This is a genomic window from Mesorhizobium sp. M1423, from assembly GCF_040317575.1.
Taxonomy (GTDB): domain Bacteria; phylum Pseudomonadota; class Alphaproteobacteria; order Rhizobiales; family Rhizobiaceae; genus Mesorhizobium.
In genome coordinates this window covers 96,352-112,626 of the sequence record NZ_JAMYKU010000008.1, presented here as the reverse complement: position 1 = coordinate 112,626, position 16,275 = coordinate 96,352, and the positions used below count along the sequence as shown (strand labels likewise).

General features: G+C 58.9%; 19 protein-coding genes. 12 read left to right on the top strand and 7 right to left on the bottom strand.

What is annotated here, in order from left to right:
* Positions 1–57: 57 nt before the first annotated feature.
* The 3 genes from NKG95_RS12565 to NKG95_RS12555 form a co-directional block, all read right to left on the bottom strand.
* Positions 58–1,083, bottom strand: a complete 1,026-nt coding sequence (locus NKG95_RS12565; RefSeq protein ID WP_353040860.1) for an RcgR family putative quorum lactone hydrolase — start codon at positions 1,081–1,083, stop codon at positions 58–60.
* Complete coding sequence (locus NKG95_RS12560) at positions 1,073–2,680, bottom strand: RcgA family putative transporter (RefSeq protein ID WP_353040859.1); 1,608 nt, start codon at positions 2,678–2,680, stop codon at positions 1,073–1,075. The genes NKG95_RS12565 and NKG95_RS12560 overlap by 11 nt, the downstream gene beginning before the upstream one ends.
* A gap of 63 nt (positions 2,681–2,743) precedes the next feature.
* Entirely contained in the window at positions 2,744–3,124 is a 381-nt protein-coding gene (locus tag NKG95_RS12555) for a hypothetical protein (protein WP_353040857.1), read from the bottom strand.
* A 185-nt stretch (positions 3,125–3,309) separates the two neighbouring features.
* Here NKG95_RS12555 and NKG95_RS12550 point away from each other — a divergent pair, with 185 nt between their 5' ends.
* Complete coding sequence (locus tag NKG95_RS12550) at positions 3,310–3,654, top strand: hypothetical protein (protein WP_353040855.1); 345 nt, start codon at positions 3,310–3,312, stop codon at positions 3,652–3,654.
* Here NKG95_RS12550 and NKG95_RS12545 read toward each other — a convergent pair.
* From NKG95_RS12545 to NKG95_RS12535, 3 genes are read right to left on the bottom strand one after another with little or no spacing between them, the layout of a single operon-like run.
* Positions 3,651–3,815: a hypothetical protein gene (locus NKG95_RS12545; RefSeq protein ID WP_023774993.1), complete on the bottom strand. Its 165-nt coding sequence runs from the start codon at positions 3,813–3,815 to the stop codon at positions 3,651–3,653. The genes NKG95_RS12550 and NKG95_RS12545 overlap by 4 nt on opposite strands.
* Positions 3,812–4,360, bottom strand: coding sequence for a thermonuclease family protein (locus NKG95_RS12540; RefSeq protein WP_353040853.1), 549 nt, complete (start codon positions 4,358–4,360; stop codon positions 3,812–3,814). Before NKG95_RS12540 ends, NKG95_RS12545 begins: the two co-directional genes overlap by 4 nt.
* A complete protein-coding gene (locus NKG95_RS12535; RefSeq protein ID WP_353040851.1) occupies positions 4,357–4,959 on the bottom strand; it encodes a hypothetical protein in 603 nt (200 codons plus the stop codon). Before NKG95_RS12535 ends, NKG95_RS12540 begins: the two co-directional genes overlap by 4 nt.
* Before the next feature lie 66 nt (positions 4,960–5,025).
* On the opposite strand from NKG95_RS12535, the gene NKG95_RS12530 reads away from it, so the two are divergent.
* From NKG95_RS12530 to NKG95_RS12505, 6 genes are read left to right on the top strand one after another with little or no spacing between them, the layout of a single operon-like run.
* On the top strand, positions 5,026–5,700 hold the full coding sequence (locus tag NKG95_RS12530) for a lytic transglycosylase domain-containing protein (RefSeq protein WP_353040849.1): 675 nt from the start codon (positions 5,026–5,028) through the stop codon (positions 5,698–5,700).
* 12 nt (positions 5,701–5,712) lie between these two features.
* Complete coding sequence (locus NKG95_RS12525) at positions 5,713–6,027, top strand: TrbC/VirB2 family type IV secretion system protein (protein WP_023720448.1); 315 nt, start codon at positions 5,713–5,715, stop codon at positions 6,025–6,027.
* 3 nt (positions 6,028–6,030) lie between these two features.
* Positions 6,031–6,324, top strand: a complete 294-nt coding sequence (locus NKG95_RS12520) for a VirB3 family type IV secretion system protein (protein WP_023720449.1) — start codon at positions 6,031–6,033, stop codon at positions 6,322–6,324.
* Positions 6,321–8,723: a VirB4 family type IV secretion/conjugal transfer ATPase gene (locus tag NKG95_RS12515; protein WP_353040848.1), complete on the top strand. Its 2,403-nt coding sequence runs from the start codon at positions 6,321–6,323 to the stop codon at positions 8,721–8,723. The genes NKG95_RS12520 and NKG95_RS12515 overlap by 4 nt, the downstream gene beginning before the upstream one ends.
* Positions 8,707–9,864: a transglycosylase SLT domain-containing protein gene (locus NKG95_RS12510; RefSeq protein ID WP_353040846.1), complete on the top strand. Its 1,158-nt coding sequence runs from the start codon at positions 8,707–8,709 to the stop codon at positions 9,862–9,864. Before NKG95_RS12515 ends, NKG95_RS12510 begins: the two co-directional genes overlap by 17 nt.
* A gap of 9 nt (positions 9,865–9,873) precedes the next feature.
* Positions 9,874–10,608 carry a type IV secretion system protein gene (locus NKG95_RS12505; protein WP_353040844.1) on the top strand — a complete coding sequence of 245 codons (735 nt, stop codon included), beginning with the start codon at positions 9,874–9,876 and terminating at the stop codon, positions 10,606–10,608.
* On the opposite strand, the gene NKG95_RS12500 is transcribed toward NKG95_RS12505, so the two are convergent.
* Entirely contained in the window at positions 10,605–10,778 is a 174-nt protein-coding gene (locus NKG95_RS12500) for a hypothetical protein (RefSeq protein WP_353040842.1), read from the bottom strand. The two genes, NKG95_RS12505 and NKG95_RS12500, sit on opposite strands and share 4 nt — an antisense overlap.
* Positions 10,779–10,790: 12 nt before the next feature.
* On the opposite strand from NKG95_RS12500, the gene NKG95_RS12495 reads away from it, so the two are divergent.
* From NKG95_RS12495 to virB11, 5 genes are all read left to right on the top strand, one after another.
* Entirely contained in the window at positions 10,791–11,834 is a 1,044-nt protein-coding gene (locus tag NKG95_RS12495) for a TrbL/VirB6 family protein (protein ID WP_353040840.1), read from the top strand.
* A gap of 77 nt (positions 11,835–11,911) precedes the next feature.
* Positions 11,912–12,619 carry a VirB8 family type IV secretion system protein gene (locus NKG95_RS12490; RefSeq protein ID WP_353040838.1) on the top strand — a complete coding sequence of 236 codons (708 nt, stop codon included), beginning with the start codon at positions 11,912–11,914 and terminating at the stop codon, positions 12,617–12,619.
* A complete protein-coding gene (locus NKG95_RS12485) occupies positions 12,616–13,413 on the top strand; it encodes a TrbG/VirB9 family P-type conjugative transfer protein (protein ID WP_353040836.1) in 798 nt (265 codons plus the stop codon). Before NKG95_RS12490 ends, NKG95_RS12485 begins: the two co-directional genes overlap by 4 nt.
* Positions 13,413–14,876, top strand: a complete 1,464-nt coding sequence (gene virB10 / locus NKG95_RS12480) for a type IV secretion system protein VirB10 (RefSeq protein WP_353040835.1) — start codon at positions 13,413–13,415, stop codon at positions 14,874–14,876. The genes NKG95_RS12485 and virB10 overlap by 1 nt, the downstream gene beginning before the upstream one ends.
* Positions 14,873–15,898, top strand: a complete 1,026-nt coding sequence (gene virB11 / locus NKG95_RS12475; RefSeq protein ID WP_353040834.1) for a P-type DNA transfer ATPase VirB11 — start codon at positions 14,873–14,875, stop codon at positions 15,896–15,898. The genes virB10 and virB11 overlap by 4 nt, the downstream gene beginning before the upstream one ends.
* Positions 15,899–16,275 lie beyond the last annotated feature (377 nt).

Sequence of the window (16,275 nt, the reverse complement as noted above, 5' to 3'; positions counted from 1 at the left end):
ACGCGCAGGCACGCCTAACAGAGAATTTGCTGGTGAACTGATCGGCCAACGCCACATTCATGCTCGCCGGACCGACTTTTCAGCACACGACAGAAACCGCTTCAAGCTCAAACCGGCCCACAAAATGTAAGGCGGCATGGCGAGCGAATAGTGACCACAGTTTAATTCCAAAATATTTGGCCTAGCCCCGGCGTCCTTCAGCCTCTGCATGAACCTCTCCGATAGCTCTGGCAACACCACTTTGTCTCTCTTAGCCAACACAACATGGAGATCGAGATCAGGCCGTGCCAAACTATGCGCGTAATTCTCCAAGTTAAGTGGACCCCAGGCCCTTCTGAGATCGGTCAGCTCAATCTCAGGCTCAAGGCTATCGCGTATCGATCGTGTCGCGCGGCCCGTCCAAACCATATCCGCTAAACTCCCCGCCGTCAGAAACAACGAGGCTTTTGACACAGCCAAGTCGTGTGCCGCGACTATGGCCGCAACCCAGGAACCTAAGCTCATTCCGAGAACCGAAATCTCTCGATAGCCTTCGCTTTTCAACCAACGTATGAGTTTTCGCCCATCCAACACTGCCTGCCTTACAGATTGGATCGTCCGACCGAGATTAGGGCTAAGCATATAGTCGGCGTGCACGGAGCCGGGACGGCTGCGTTCGAAGTGATAAGGCATAGCAATCTCGACAACCGTGATGCCACGCTGCGAGAAAAAGTTGGCAATCTGACGATTCCGAGCGCTTGCGTTCCAATGGTGAAAAATCACCATCGCCTGATCGAACGGCCCGCTTTCTGTGATTTTCGCCGAGACGACATTGTTCTGTTCGATATCAGTAGAAATGTCCGATGGAAATTTGAGCCACCCATCTAGCCTTTCAAAACCCTGATCACTCACACTCGGCTCATCGAAAAAGGCTGGATCACCCTCGGCTTGGTCCGCAAGGACACAGAATTCCTCGATACTTGTTATCTTCTTCGCACCTGGAAAGGCGCGTTCCGCGTCAAGGACGAAATCCGTTGGTTTCTTCCCTTCCTCACCGCGAAGGGCCCGGCGTTCGTCCCAACGATCGAGCCAACTATGAAACACTCTGATTGTTTCCTAACTCGCTCGCTCGCCAGCGGCCTAATCCTGGATCGAACAGGCCGTATAGTGCGACTAGCACTGAAATGGCCAGAAGGATCGAAAAGCCGGCAAACGCGTCGATCAACAGGTAGCTGACAACAAGTAACGCCACGACCGCCGACATCTTCCACAAAGGCGCATGAAATCGACCTCCGACACCTAATCTTATGGAGCCATATAGAAATACAAAACAGGTCGCAATAACGATAAGAAGGCTGCTGTAATGCGTCGGCATACGATAGCGGAACCCGGTGCTCACATCATCGCGACCTTGGAACATCGAAGACATATCGCCGACCAACCACGACACAATATTCTCACCACTGGATGCCAGATAAGAGCTTTGGACCTTCATCCATATGGCGACCAGAACCCCCAAAACAGTGCACCGAAAAACCCCACGCATCACTGTGAGGCCGGCTTCATTGAGCTCTTGCTGATGATCAACATGCGACAGCTTCTTCAATCCGTCTCCAATTCTCCAAAGATCATGAACAACCGTATAGAGCAAAATGAGACCTGCGAAGAAAAGATAAAACACCAGGCACATGTATAGGTAAGCGATCCCCGTAAAAACGATTGTTTCGGGGACAGATATGACCTCAGGACGCACCAGAGCTATTTTTCCCCAATCCACAGCATAGTTGCCACCGCCCTTCATCAACGGGATCAAGGACACGCCGATCCATTGAAAAAGACCCGCAAACAGCAAGCAAATCAAAAAAACTGACCAATATGTGTAGGAGGAAGCGTCAACGTTGCGCAACCAGGCGTCTTCGCTGTCCACCTGATCGCCCTGCACTGCAAGCTTTCTGCGCCCCTCACTTTTCCAGAAGACCAGCAACTCTATAACGAAGAAGAAAAACAGCGGTAAGAACACCATGAAGTCGAGTGTCCAATTTGCGGCCCAAAGGAATCCAACCTGCTTAACGAGCCCGTCCGCTCGCTCGTAGGTGACGTTGTGGATACCAATGATGTACGACAAAAAGCCGAGGGCGGTCATGCCGGCAAACACCGACGCCGGTAAATTCAGGGGAGATCCGTGACTAAAAAACGCCTCCGATTTCCTCGCCAAATTAAAACGTCGCCTCGGCCCCTTGGCGTCAGTATCCCGTGTCAGCTCTGCCGGGAAGTCCGTCTCGAAGGTCGCAGTCAGTGCCGTATCTGGAATCTCCTGTGCAACGCTGCTTCCGGCTCTCTTCCATTCTCGTCTCTTGGCCGATAATCGCGATTGCGCCGCACTAAGCTCCATCTGCCATTCGCTAGTTGCGACCGGATCATCACATCCAAAAATCCTCGCCAGCCAACGAATGTTGGCAGTGCTAATTCCCTTCTCGTTCTCTTGAAACCAAAGCTGCACCGTCCGCAGATCGACCCCAACCTGGTTGGAATGAATCTGTGAAATCGCCTCTGCGAGAAGCTCGGGCGTCCATGGGCCTGCAGGAAACCCGTCTTTGCCCAAAGGCCGACCCGCACCCGCCGCCGCCAGTCGTTTGAATAATTCTTTGAAATCACTCCCGTCTCTCGGCGGAGGGAGAAATATTTTTCCGTTCCTAAACAATGACTTACAGGCTCTATTTTCGTCCCATTTCGCTAGGCTTCGTATTCTATCGTGCCTTCGTCTTCAATCAACGTTTTTGTCAACCCGATTTTGGTCGGTACGGGAGAAGATCGAATGACGGGCGACCCGCTGGAGAGGCTGAACACGGTTGTTGCGTGGGAGATGTTTCGCAAACCGCCGGCCAAGGCACTGAACTGCCCGGGTCGGGCGCAGGGCGGGCGCCCACGGCGCACCTTCGGGCAGTTCCATGGTCTTCTGGATGCCGGCGACAGGGTCGACGCGGGTTGCTGGCAAGCACCATGCCGAAGGCAGTAGCACGGCAACCGGACATGCTCCCGAACCCGCGCCCGTGTCGAGCATCCTTTCGCCGAGCAGAATGACCGCATGGGACTGTTCATCCGCACCATCGGCCGGTCGCGCCCGCGCCAGGGCCAAAATCGGCATGGGCAAATCTCGCCTACAATCTGAAACGTTTTGTCTGGAGGCAGGGGCGGAGTGTGCCCGCATGAGCGAAAAGCAGAGGAAGCCAGGGCTTCGGGAGCCTGAGAAGCAGAGGGATGAACCCATCCCCTATTTTTCTCGCCTCCCCAGGTATCATTTACGAATTGTCATGCGCGTGGAGCCGGTCGATGCCCATTCAAGTGGTCTGTAACAACGGAGTGATGGAAGAGCCCGATGCGGTCGCGAATCTGCTCGCGGCGCATCGTCATGCAGTCGCCATGGTTGAACGTCTCGGCAAGCGATGGCTGAGGGCCGAAGGGCCGGACGCGACTCTGATCGGCCGGCGATTGGATTCGGTCATGGCGGAGGAGGCTATCGCGCGTCGGCGCGCGGCCGCTGCGCCGGTGGCCGATGTCGTTGAGATGAAAATGAAGGCAGCTTATTTCCGGCGGTTGTTGGGGAACGACTGGTGCGAGGTTGATGTCGACGATTTTCGCGCGTTGCTCGGTTCTTTTGCGAAACTGCAGTCCTAGGAGAAGAGCGCTGAAATCCATGAGGCCACGGTATTCCAGGCCGCATAGATTCCTGCCGGCACCAAGATGATCGCGATGAGAGCGACAGCATCGCCGATGGCGCCGTCAGTGCGTCCTTCCACGGGATAGTAATATCTGTGCGCATCATCGTCGTGCTTCATTGTTGTCTCTCCGAACGCTTGTTTAGCAGCAGCTGCACAGGATGCTGAAACGTCGTGCCCCACAAACCCGCACGTTTCATCTTAGCGTTGATTTCCGCGACGAGGTAGTTCTCATTGACGGCTTTGCCCTTTGCTGTCGTTGCGGCAAACGCGTATCCGGTCGCTATGAGCGCTGTGCCGACGTCGATTGTTTCGCCATTCAGCTGCGCACCGCACACGACAAAAACCGCCTTGTCCAGCGCGTAGCCGATTGGCTGGCATGTAACCGCCGCGCTATCGAACAGCGCAGCAAGGTGCGCCAGCGAGGTGTTCCCGCAATCGATTTTGTTCCCATTTGGCTCTTCAGCTGACGTGCCTCGAAGACATGACTGGACGCCATAGAGGCGGAAAAGGTGATCTCCGTCACGCCAGGTATCTCCGGTCAGCAGTTGAGCCGATTTCGATACTACGAAGGGCGTTGGCACGGCAGACTCGGATGCATCCTGGGCCTGTGCCGATGCGCACAAACCAAATGCGGCCAGCACTGCGAAGCTCGCCTGTTTCATTCCTGGAACTGTCCACCGAGGTCGGCGGAATGCTCGAGATCGGGGCGCAGCGACTTGCCGTCCTTGTTACGTCCGATCGCCGCCATGTCGAAAAAAACCATTTCGTCATCGTCGTAGGCGACGTTGTACGGGTCGTTTGCGTTGCCCGCACCCACGAGAGAGAAACACGACACGGCGTCGGGTTCACCCTTCTTGCTTTGCAGCACAAGCGTTTTGCAAAGCACGACAGATGCACGATCGTTGTAGATTCGTTCTTCATAGTCCTGCGCGGCCTTCGTGCAGTCCCATTGCTGCGTCTTGTACGCAATCTTCGGTTTTGGGCAGGCCGCAAGGCCGCGCAGTCGATACGTCACGTCGTTAATGACGCGCTCGGTCGCCGACGGCACCTTGACCGGCAAGACGAGGGTCGCCGCATCGCGCTGAAAGAGCGCGCCTTTCGCATCGTAGCGCTCATAGACGAACACCTTTTCGCCCGGCTTCGCAAACTGGAGCAGGTAGTGCTCCGAGGGTTGCGCGAAGGCGCTCGGGGCGTCGGCGCCGGAAGCATAAGCCGCGGTGCCCTGGAGCAGCAATACCGTGCAAAGGGCCGTCTGTTTCATCGAAATCCGTCCTCGCGGTGCATATCGTGTTGACACTTTACTAGGGATACGTGTAGCCATAGTAAAGTGTCAAATTTTGGCGACAGTATGAACACTCGATTCGCTCTCCTGCTAACCCTGTGTGGCGCCACGATCCCGTTCAATGCCCTCGGCCAGGACATGGCATCAGACCGCGTGGCAGTCGCCTTTGCAACGCCGGCGCAAGCCCTTGCCGCGGTCGGGGCGCAAACGCCGGGAGCGTGTAAGACCGTAAATCGTGCTGAGGTCTCTCAACTTGTGCGTTCAATCGCGCAAGAGGAAGGGTTCGACGCCGATCTGGCCGAGGCAATTGCATGGGCCGAAAGCGATCTCGGCGCCAGTCAGGGTCCCTCGAAGGCCGGAGCCCTGGGGATCATGCAGTTGATGCCGGGCACGGCGGCCGATCTCGGCGTGAGCGACCGTTGCGATACAAAGGCAAATGTCCGTGCTGGCTTGCGCTATCTGAAGTCACTCTATGGCGAGTTCCGGGATCCGCTCCTGATGCTGGCGGCTTATAACGCCGGGCCAAACAGCGTCTACAAGGCGCAGGGCATTCCGGTGAATCCGGAGACGGCCGAATACATCGTGAAAATACTCAACCGCTGGAAGTTCGGCGGTGTCCTGAAGAAGTCCGCCCTGACCAAATCCGAAACGCTCGCGGCCGCAACGGCAGCAAACGAGGAAGCTTGGCAGGATGGTCATGTCATGGATTTCGGCAACTGAAGGGAGCCAAGGGTGGAATACAGGAAAGCGGGCAAATTTGCCCTGAAACTGGCCTTGGCCTCGGCGGTCGGAATAGCTCTCGCGCCAGCCACTGCATATGCGCAGTCGGCGGCACCAGTCGAAAATGTGCTGGAGTGGTTCGTCGGAGTTCTGCAGGGTAACATAGCGCGCTCATTCGCCATCATCGCGGTCTGTTTTCTCGGCTTCCTCGCTATGACGGGCCGGCTGGCGTGGATGATGGCTTTCTCCATCATCATCGGCATCGCTCTGATCTTCGGCGCAGCCCAGCTTGTGGATGCCGTTCGCGCGACCGCCGGAGGCAGCTGAGACATGGACGACGAGGAGGTCTATGTCGAGCCGGTCAGCCTGCCACTGACACGCCCCCCGATGAAATGGGGGGTGCGCTATGAAGTTTTTGCCCTGAACGGCATCCTGGCGGTGATCGGTTTTATCGCCACTAGCAGCTTCATGCTCGGTCTTGGCGTGTTCGGGGTGGTGCATCTGGTCAGCGCATATCTGTGCCAGCGCGACCCCTACATGTTTCATATTTTCGAGCGGCGCGTCTCCAAGCGCGGAGCGGTGGCGAACCTTACTTTCTGGGGGGCGAGGAGCTATTCGCCATGAGCCTCGATGCCGACCTGAAATTTGGCCGTGAGCGCCGGCGTGAAAAGCCCGCCGCGATGCACATCCCTTACCTTCGCCATGTCGATGACAATCTGATCGTGACGAAGAGCGGCTTTCTTGTCGGCGTCATCCAGCTCAGTGGCCTGCCGTTCCAGACGATGGACCAGGCCGAGCTGAACAGCCGCATGTTCAACCGCAACACGACGTTCCGCAATCTCTCGACCTCTCGCTTTGCGGTCTACACAACGATCATCCGCCGCCATGTGACGCCGGAGATCGAAGGCGACTTTGACAATCCTTTCGTGGCCGAGCTCGACGCCCGCTACATGGATGAGCTTGGGGCGAAAAACCTTTTCGTCAACGAGGCGTATCTGGCGGTCATACGCCGACCGATGGTCGGCCGCGTCGGCTGGGTGGACAAGGCGCTCAATGCGTTCCGCATCAGTACCGCGGGCGAAGAAACCCGCGAAGAGGCGATGGCCGAACTGCGTGACGTTCTCGACGGCGTCGTCAAGGATTTCACGGCTTATGGAGCGCGGCTCCTCGGTGTCGTGAAGCGCCGCGACAGCTTCTTTTCCGAGCCCGCGGAGTTTCTGGCGAAGATCCTCGCCGGCGGCGTCGACGTGGAAATGCCTTTGCCGCGCATGAGCCTTGGCGATGTGCTGGCGACACGACAGCTATTTTTCGGCAAATCCGCGCTGGAACTTCGCGGACCGGACGCTGGCAAGCTCGGCGCCATGGTGTCGATCAAGGAATACCCACCGTTCACCGCTCCGGGCTCATTGGATGGTCTCTTGCGCCTGCCACATGAGTTTGTCCTGACGCAGAGTTTCGCGATCGAAGACCGGGTAACCGCGATGCGCAGGATCAACACCATCGCGAACCAGGTTGAGGGTTCCGACGAGGCGGGCACGACGGTCGAGGAGTCAGTCCACGATGGCGCCGACAAGCTGGCCGGCGGCGAAGTCGTCTTCGGACAACATCACATGAGCGTCATGGCCTTGGCACCGGACATGACTGGGCTCAACCGTGCGCTATCCGACATCACGGCCGAGCTTTCGCGCATGTCGATCGTGCCGGTTCGCGAGACACTGAACACGGAACTGGCCTTCTGGGCGCAATTGCCGGGAAATTTCAGCTACATCGCGCGACGCGCGTTGATCTCGTCGCTTAACTTCGCCGGTCTTTTCTCGGGACACAATTTCCCGTCCGGCCAACGTGAGCGGCTGCATTGGAGCCGGCCCATCGCCTTGCTCGAAACGACCAGCCAGACGGCCTACTATTTCAATTTCCACGTTCACGATGTCGGGCACTTCACTGTGTTCGGCCCGACCGGCTCGGGCAAGACCGTGGTGCTGTCATTCCTGATGGCGCAGGCCATGCGCATCATGCCGCGTCCCCGATGTGTTTATTTCGACTACATGCGCGGTGCTGAAATTTTTGTTCGGGCGCTCGGCGGTCGATACGAGGTGATGGAGCCTGCTCAGCCGACCGGCTTAGCGCCATTGCAGCTGGAGGACACGGCAGAAAACCGTTCTTTCCTGGAAGATCTGCTCATCTATATCTTGACGCCGGAAGGTGGCGCGCTGGACGTCGCGGAGATGCGCGTCATCAACGCCGCCGTCGACATGATCTACAAGATTCCGCGCGAGCAGCGGACCTTCGACCTGCTGCCGGAAGTGCTGCGGGGCTCGCTCATGCCCGGCATGAACGATCTGGCCGCGCGGATACAGCCTTGGCTCGACCCGAAGGACAAGGGCTGGCTTTTCAACAATCCCGTCGATCTCGTGGATCTCTCGAAACCCGTTGTCGGCTTCGACATGACCAAGATCCTGGGTGACAGAAAGCTGCGCTCGGCGGCCTTGCTCTACATCTTCCATCGTCTTGAGGACGTCATCGACGGCTCGCCGATCATGCTCTTCCTCGATGAAGGCTGGAAGCTGCTGGATGACGAGGTTTTCGCCGCTTTCATCAACGAGACGCTGAAGACCATTCGTCGCCGCAACGGCGTTGTCGGTTTCGGCACGCAGACAGCGGAAGACGTCGTCAATTCCTCCATCTCGTCGTCGCTGATCGAGCAAACGAAGACCAACATTTTCTTCCCCAACCCGAAGGCGAGCAAGGAGTCCTACATGGAGCGCTTCTCGCTGACAGCGAAGGAATTCGAGTTCGTACGCCGGACCGCCAAGGAAACACGCACCTTCCTCGTCAAGCACGACAGCGACTCGATCGTAGCCAAGCTCGATTTGTCGGCGATGCCCGATCTCATCAAGGTCTTGTCCTCGAACGAAGCCAACAGCAAGGAATGCGCACAGCTCCGGGAGACCTTCGGCGACGAGCCGGAGATGTGGCTGCCATACTTCTGCGGATGGGAGAACGAGCATGACGAAGCGGCTTAGCAGCGCTTGTCTCGCCGTGGCTCTCGCGACGGCGGAAAGCATGAGCGTGGCTATCGCTCAGATCGCGGTGATCGACGATTCTAACCTCGACAAGCGGCAAGAGGACGAGCAGCACAGCAAGACGTCGGATGAAGCGAAGAAGGACGAAACCGACAAGAAGAAAAGCGTCGTCTGCACCTATTCGAACAAATACCGCTCACAGATGTTTCGCCGGTCGCCGGCCGACGCGATGCAGCGCGACGCGGGCAACGTAAAGCTAATCCGCTACTATGCGCAAAAGTACGGCGTGCCCGAAGGCCTGGCGCTCTCCGTCGCCTATCAGGAATCGCGCTTCGACACATGCGCCGGGAGCCACACCGGCGTCAAAGGCGTCATGCAGCTGACCAAAGGCACCGGCAAGTCCATGGGACTGGACCGGGACGTGAACGAGCAGAATGTCGAAGGCGGCGTCAAATATCTCGGAATGGGCGTGAAGCAATGCGGGGCGACGAATTATGGCTGTCTCGCCTCCTTCTACAACGGATCGAACGCAGGCGAGCAAAACCAGTGGGCCGGCGGCGTCGGCCGTTGGAACAACTACTTCAACGAATACGTGTCGAGCGGCCAGGCTCCGGCCGCGGCGCCGCCACCATTCTCGATCGTAACGGCCGACGGCGCAGGCGGCACGGCCCAGAACGCGGCCATGGGCACGGTCAGGAAGGCGGCTGGCGGCCTTGATGCAAGCTCATCGCAGATGGGCGCCAACGATGCGGCGATCGACGCGCTGGCGGGCAACGTTGGCCAAGTCACCGAATACAAGGACGCTTGGGAGCTGAACTCGTCGGCTCGTGGGATCAACGCCGATGTCACCAACCAGTACCTCGCCCAGGCGGGCGACTTCACGGCGTTGCTGGCTCAACTTCTGTCGATGCAGAACGTTCAGGCATCGCAGTCGGCCAATCTGGTGCAACAACCGAAGAGCGGTTCTCCAAACCCGTTCCCTTGTGATCCCGCGGAACTGGAACGGCTTAAGATTGATCGCGGCCAGTGGCTACCATGCGCACTTGAGAACGCGGGGGCAAGCTCGGCCGACAGCCGCTCGATGATCATTACCACCGACCCTGCTGGCGCTGCCGGCGTCATCGATTCTCTACAGCAATAGGAGGCTCACATGAAGAAATTCGCGATTGCGGCCAGTCTGGCGCTTTGGGCAAGCACGGCCCATGCACAGATTGCCGTCATTGATGGCGCCAATCTCGATGTAGCCCGCAAGAATGCGGACAACACCAACTCCATCATGGACTCCAACAAGGATATTCTGAAAAAGAGCGAGGAGATCCTGCAGGCTCTCAGCGGCAGTCGTGACGGTTCGCTCGGCATCGGACAGATGGGCCTGGGCGGCAACATGTCGATTGCCCAGGCTCCGTCGTTCGGATCGATCCTGAACGGCGGTGCTCTCTCGTTTGGTGGCCTGTCACCCGAAATCCAGAAAATCGCCGGCGCCGTCATCAACGGGCTTCAGCTGGTGAAGCAGCTCCAGCAGATTGCCGGCAAAGAGACGAGCGCCGTCAACACAGCCTATGGCGGCAGCGTCAACGTGGCGTCACTGCTAAGCGCGTTGACTTCGCAGGCCTCGCAGGGCGTCACCCAGCGCCAACAGTCATTGCAGTCCGCGAGCGGGCAGATCGGGCAGTCGCAGGACGTCAAGGGTTCCGTGGACCAGAACACACGAATGCAGCTGGAAAACGCGCGCGCGGTCAACGAACTGATCGGCGTCCAGAACGGTGCGGTAGCGGCCCTGAATGAGAAGCTGAAGGGAGATCTTCTTCGCCAGAGCCAGGTGCAGAAGATGATGACACCGCGCAACGTCAATCCGTTGGCGGAATTTGGCAAGAGCGGAGGCTAAAACTTGTCGAGGCGGATGGTGCGCATGTGCCTTGTGGTTGGGCTCAGCGCAGGGCTTTTCGGTTGCGCAAAACGTGAACTGAAAGCGCCGTGCGGGCCTTTGGCGTATGCCCACGCCGACGAATGCGGCGCGCTAAAGCCGGTCAATTCAACGCCGTTCGCCAGCATCATTGATGAGGATCCATGAACGGTCTCGCCGCAAGCATCCTCGGTGGCATTGACAACATCGGCGAGGACTTCGTCCGCACCGTCTATATGCAGTTGGGCAATGCGATGGGCAACGTCTTCACCCTCATGCTCACCCTCTATATCGTGTGGTGGGGCTATTCGATTTTGAGCGGGCGAGAGTCGATTTCGCCGCTCGAAGCGGCCTATCGCCTCGGCCGCGCCGTCATCATCTATCTGCTGCTGACCGGATGGGGCACATTTTCCGCAACGATTTACCAGCTTGTTCAAAGCATTCCAGATGAGGTCGGTAAGGTGATCGTTGGCGCCGTGTCGCGAGCCACCGGCAATCAGCTTAGCGACCAGGCGGCAATTCCAGCGCTGATCGACAACCTCTACCAAGGGGCCCAGGACGTCGCCAATCAGGTCTACAGCGGATCCTTCTATGACATTTTTGGTGCGCTCTTGTCGCTGCTCGTCCTGCTGTCTGCCATCATCTTCGCAGCGCTTGCCATTGCCGCGATCATCGCCGCCAAAGTGATGTTGTTCATCACGCTGGCCTTGGCGCCGATTTGGGTCGTTCTCTGGCTTTACCGATGGTCATCGCGGATGAGCGAAGGCTTCCTTTCGCTGACCACCTTCCTGATGATCCAGCAAGTCCTAATCTACGGCTTTCTCGGTTTCTACTTCTCGCTCGTCAATGCGGCGCTGAACACCGCGACGTCCAGCGGAGCGACCATGGACAGCAAAATGTCGCTGGTGTTGCCCTTGGTGCTGGTGACGATCATCGGCATCTACGTTCTCATGCAGATACCCTCGATTGCTTCGATCCTGAATGGCGGCGGGTATCTCAGCACCATGGGCGCTCGCTACTCATATGGGACGTTCGGCAGGAATGCCGTGCGCTACTCCGGCGCGCGATGGGCCGCAGGCCGCGCCGCTCGGGGCGCCCGGCAGCTCGCGACAAACAGTTTTCGATCTTCGCGAGCAGCCAGGGCGGATGCCGCAACCCGGACCGCTATCCAGCAAGGTGCGCGCGATAACTCCAGGCCTCTGGCCTAGACCACACAATGATCACCGATCGCGGTGCTGGATCAGATGCGTCGCGAAAACGAGGCAATAGTAAAGTGGCAATTCCAATGGAAACAGCTGCTAACAGCAGCAGCGAACTCGTCGACAAGCGCTATTACAGGGCGGGCGCGACCTGGGAAGACGACACGCACAGGTCAATGCGTCGATCGCGTACATTGGCCTGGATCGTCAGCGGCGTTTCCGGACTGGTGGCGGTGCTGTCGCTGCTGGCGCTCGTGCTGATCCTGCCGCTCCGGCAGTTCGAACCATATGTTGTGGAGGTCGACAAATCGACGGGCTACCTCGAGATCATGCGCGCGCTGAAGCCTGGAGATTTGTCCCAGAACGAGGCCGTCACGGCCGCCAATCTGGTGCGCTACATTCGTGCCCGGGAAACCTATGATTCGCGTGAACTGAAACAGAATTACGACCTGGCGCAGCTCTACTCCATCGACGCCGCGTCCAAGGATTTGACATGGCTGTACACGCCTGCAAATCCGCAATCGCTGGACAAGACCTATGGCCGCAATGTCACCATCGCGGTCGAGATCAAGTCGGTTTCCCTGCTCAATCGCAACACAGCCTCGGTGCGCTTTGCCACGACGACGCGACGGGACAATTCGTCCACGGTCGACAATTGGGTGGCGGTGATAAAATTCCGCTACACCTCAACGCCGCTCAAGAACGAATGGCGTTTCGACAACCCGTTGGGTTTTCAGGTTACGGATTACCGCCGCGACCAGGAATCGGCGCCGGCGGCGGGGAGCCTGCAATGAGATGGCGCGCGGGCCTCGCCCTGTCAGCCGCCCTTCTGCTCGGCGCGATGCACAGCGCGGCCGCACGCGACGGCCGCATCCGATATGTCACCTTCAACAATGACGACGTGACGTCGGTGCGCGCCGCTCTTGGGATTTCCACGATGGTCGAACTCAGTCCGACCGAAGTCATCGAAACCGTGTCGGCTGGCGACACGAAAGGCTGGTCAATCATCCCCAAGCGCGGATCGCGGTTTCTGTTCGTCAAGCCCCTGGAACGCGATGCGTGGACCAACGTCAACGTCGTCACCAACCGGCGCGTCTATTCCTTGTTGCTGCAGGCGACCGACAATAGCCGTGACCGGGCATCCTTCCAGGTCCGGTTCAAATACCCGGACGAGGATATCAACGCGCGCCTGCTCTCACAGGCCAAGGAGAGCGCGGCCGATCCGGATTTGAAAGATCTGAATTATGCCGATCTCAATTATGACTACGCTTACAAGGGCGACGACAGCCTGAAGCCGCGCACCGTGTTCGACGACGGCACCAAGGTGTTTCTGGAGTTCAAGGGCGACATTCCGGCGATCTTCGTTGTCGACGGCAAGCGTCAGGAGTCGCTGGTCAACGTTCGCACGCAGGGCAAATACGCCGTCATCGACAAGGTCGCACGGCAATTCACCTTGCGGGCCGATGGCAAGACGCTCTGCCTCTACAACCGGGCGCTACCCAACGCCATCGATCCCGTCGAGCAAGTCTACGGTCCAACGAAACTGACAGGCGGTTCCACCCTGTTCGGATCCAGCGGAGGGCGGTGATGACCCAGATCGATTATAACCAACTGGACGGCAGCCCGACGGTCGCGCGCCGTGGTGCGGGCGTGGGTACCAGGATCGCCCTGGTCAGCCTCGGCGTAGTGCTGGTAGGCGCGCTGATATGGCTCAACTGGCCTCGAGAGCCAGTATCGCGCGATGTTCGCAGCGATGGCGAGGAAAACTTCAACCCGCCCGAGTTCCGCCCGCCGGCGTTGAACGAACCGCCGCAACCTGCCGACGGCACGATCGACCAGATCGTGGTGCCGCCACCGGCTGACGACCAAAAGGGCACGCAACAAGCCGATAATGTCGATCAGACCGTGCAGGAGGGCGCGGATCTCGATGCGCAGCGACGCGCGCTGGAGGCGCAAATGGCGGCCGAGGAGGCTCGCCGCAAGGCCGAGGAGGACGAAGTCCGCCGCAAGGCCGCGGCTGAGGAAGAGGCTCGTCGTAAGGCGGAGGCCGCCGAGCGCGAAAAGGCGGTGTGGGAACGCCTGCGGTCGAACCAGATGGTGACGAATGATCAAACCGGCTCGACGGATAGCGGCGCCCAGACGGCACAGGTCGAAATCGCGCCCGACGGTCAGATCATCCCGGTCCCCGGCGCCGACAGTGATCCCAACAAGGCCTTCCTGGCGCAGTCTGAGGCAAGTTCTTCCGGCATCGTCAAAGCCAGGGTCTTCCGGCGTACGGATGCGTTGATCGCCGAAGGAACGATCATTCGCGGCTATTTGGAAACCGGGATCAACACCGACCTTCCCGGCGCCGTGCGCGCAGTCGTGCGTGAGGATGTCTTCTCGCTCGACGGCAGGCGAATCCTCATTCCGAAGGGCTCGCGCCTGACCGGAGAATACCGCTCGGGGCTTGCGCGCGGTCAAAAGCGTGTTTTCATCGTCTGGAGCAGGGTCATTCGCTCGGACGGCATTTCCGTTGATATCAAGTCGCCTGGGGCAGACGCGCTCGGCCGCGGCGGCATGGGCGGCCGTGTCGATACGCACTGGGTTGAACGCTACGGCAACGCCATCATGCTTTCCGTCGTTGGCGGTGTCTCTGAATATCTGTCCTCGCTTTCCGATAGCAGCCAGAATGGACAACAGCGCCAGGTGTCGACGGTCGATCCCGTGACCGGCGAGACCACGACCGTAACTTATGGCGGCAATGGCTCGCAGCGCGACGCGCGTAGCATCGCCTTCGACAAATCATCGACCGCCCTGCAGCAACTCGCGCAAGAGGCGTTTCGTGATACGCAGAACATTGGCCCGACGGTCTACGTCGACCAGGGCACATCGGTCGTCGTGCTGGTGCGGCGAGATCTCGATTTCTCGGATTTGTACGCCGATCCCGTTCAGGAAGAAGTTGCACGCCTGAAGGCAGGCGGGCGGCCGAAGACGGCGATCGATCCGACGCCTCTCTACGGCACGCCGAAGGATCATTTCTATCCCGGCTATGGGAGCCCGGTGAAATGAATGCCGTGCATCCCCTTCCCGACCCTTGGACGAGAGCCCCGGTCCTGCGCGCTCATCTGGAACCGATATGGTCCTATTTGAACGAAGATGCAGTATCCGAGATTGCGATCAACAGGCCGGGTGAATTGTTCATCGAACGCCTCGGCGCGAAGGAAATGGAGCACGTCGTCAAGCGCGAGGTCACACCCGGCTGGATCCGCAATATCTCGACGGGCGTCGCCTCGGCGACCAATCAGGTTATCAACGAAGAAAAACCGGTCCTATCGGCCGCGCTACCTTCGGGTGAGCGAATCCAATGCATCTTGCCGCCGGCGGCTCCCGAAGGCGGGGCGATCTCGATCCGTAAACAGGTCATCATGGACATGAGCCTTGCTGCCTACAAGGATCTCGGCGCATTCGAAAACACGGCAATGGGCAGCGGCCTGGCGCTTTCAAACGAAGAAAAGCGACTTGTCGAGATGTTGCACGACACATCGCCGATGGAGTTCCTGCAATACGCGGTGCGCAACCGCGTTTCGATCGTCGTTTCTGGCGGCACGTCGACCGGCAAGACGACGTTCTTGAATGCACTCTTGAAGGAGATCCCGGCCCATGAACGGATCATCACGATCGAAGACACCCGCGAACTGAGGCTGCCGGCTTCCAACAACGTCACCCTGATAGCCTCGAAGGGCGACCAGGGCCTTGCAAAGGTCTCCGCGCAACAGCTGCTCGAGGCCTCGCTTCGCATGCGACCCGACCGTCTGTTGCTGGGCGAGTTGCGCGGCGCTGAAACCTTCGCGTTCCTCCAGGCGATCAACACCGGCCATCCGGGTTCGCTCACCACCGTTCACGCCAATTCCGCCCGGTCCGCCTATGAGCGCCTGGCGCTCATGGTCCTGCAGGGCAGTACCGGCCTCTCACGAAGCGAAATCCTCGACTACTTGCGCGAGGTCATTCCGGTGGTCGTCCAGATGGTCCGCGCCGAAGGCGGACGACGCGGCATCAGCGAGATCAAGTTCACCAAGGCGGAGACGATCTAGCGAGGCCCATCCATGCAGAAAATCGCAACAGCAATTTTCATGGTGCTCATGGCGATGGCCCTGGGCGCCCTCGTCTTCACCGTCGCCTATGCCGCGACGGATTGGTACCGGACTGGCTCCCACGTCCTGTTCGACCAGCTGAACGCCAATCCGTTGCCGGTCGTTCGTCAGGCCTGGGCGGACACGATGGCGAGGAATTTTGGCCGGATACAATACGCCGTTGCGGCAGGAGCATTGGGGTTTCTCTTGCCACTAGTCAGCCTGTTTCTCATGCGTCCGAGAAAGCGCCATGACTCTCGCTTCATGACGATCAGCGACGTGTCGAAAACCGGCCTGACGAAAGTGGGCGGCGTCTTCGTCGGCCGAGCTGGCGGCAG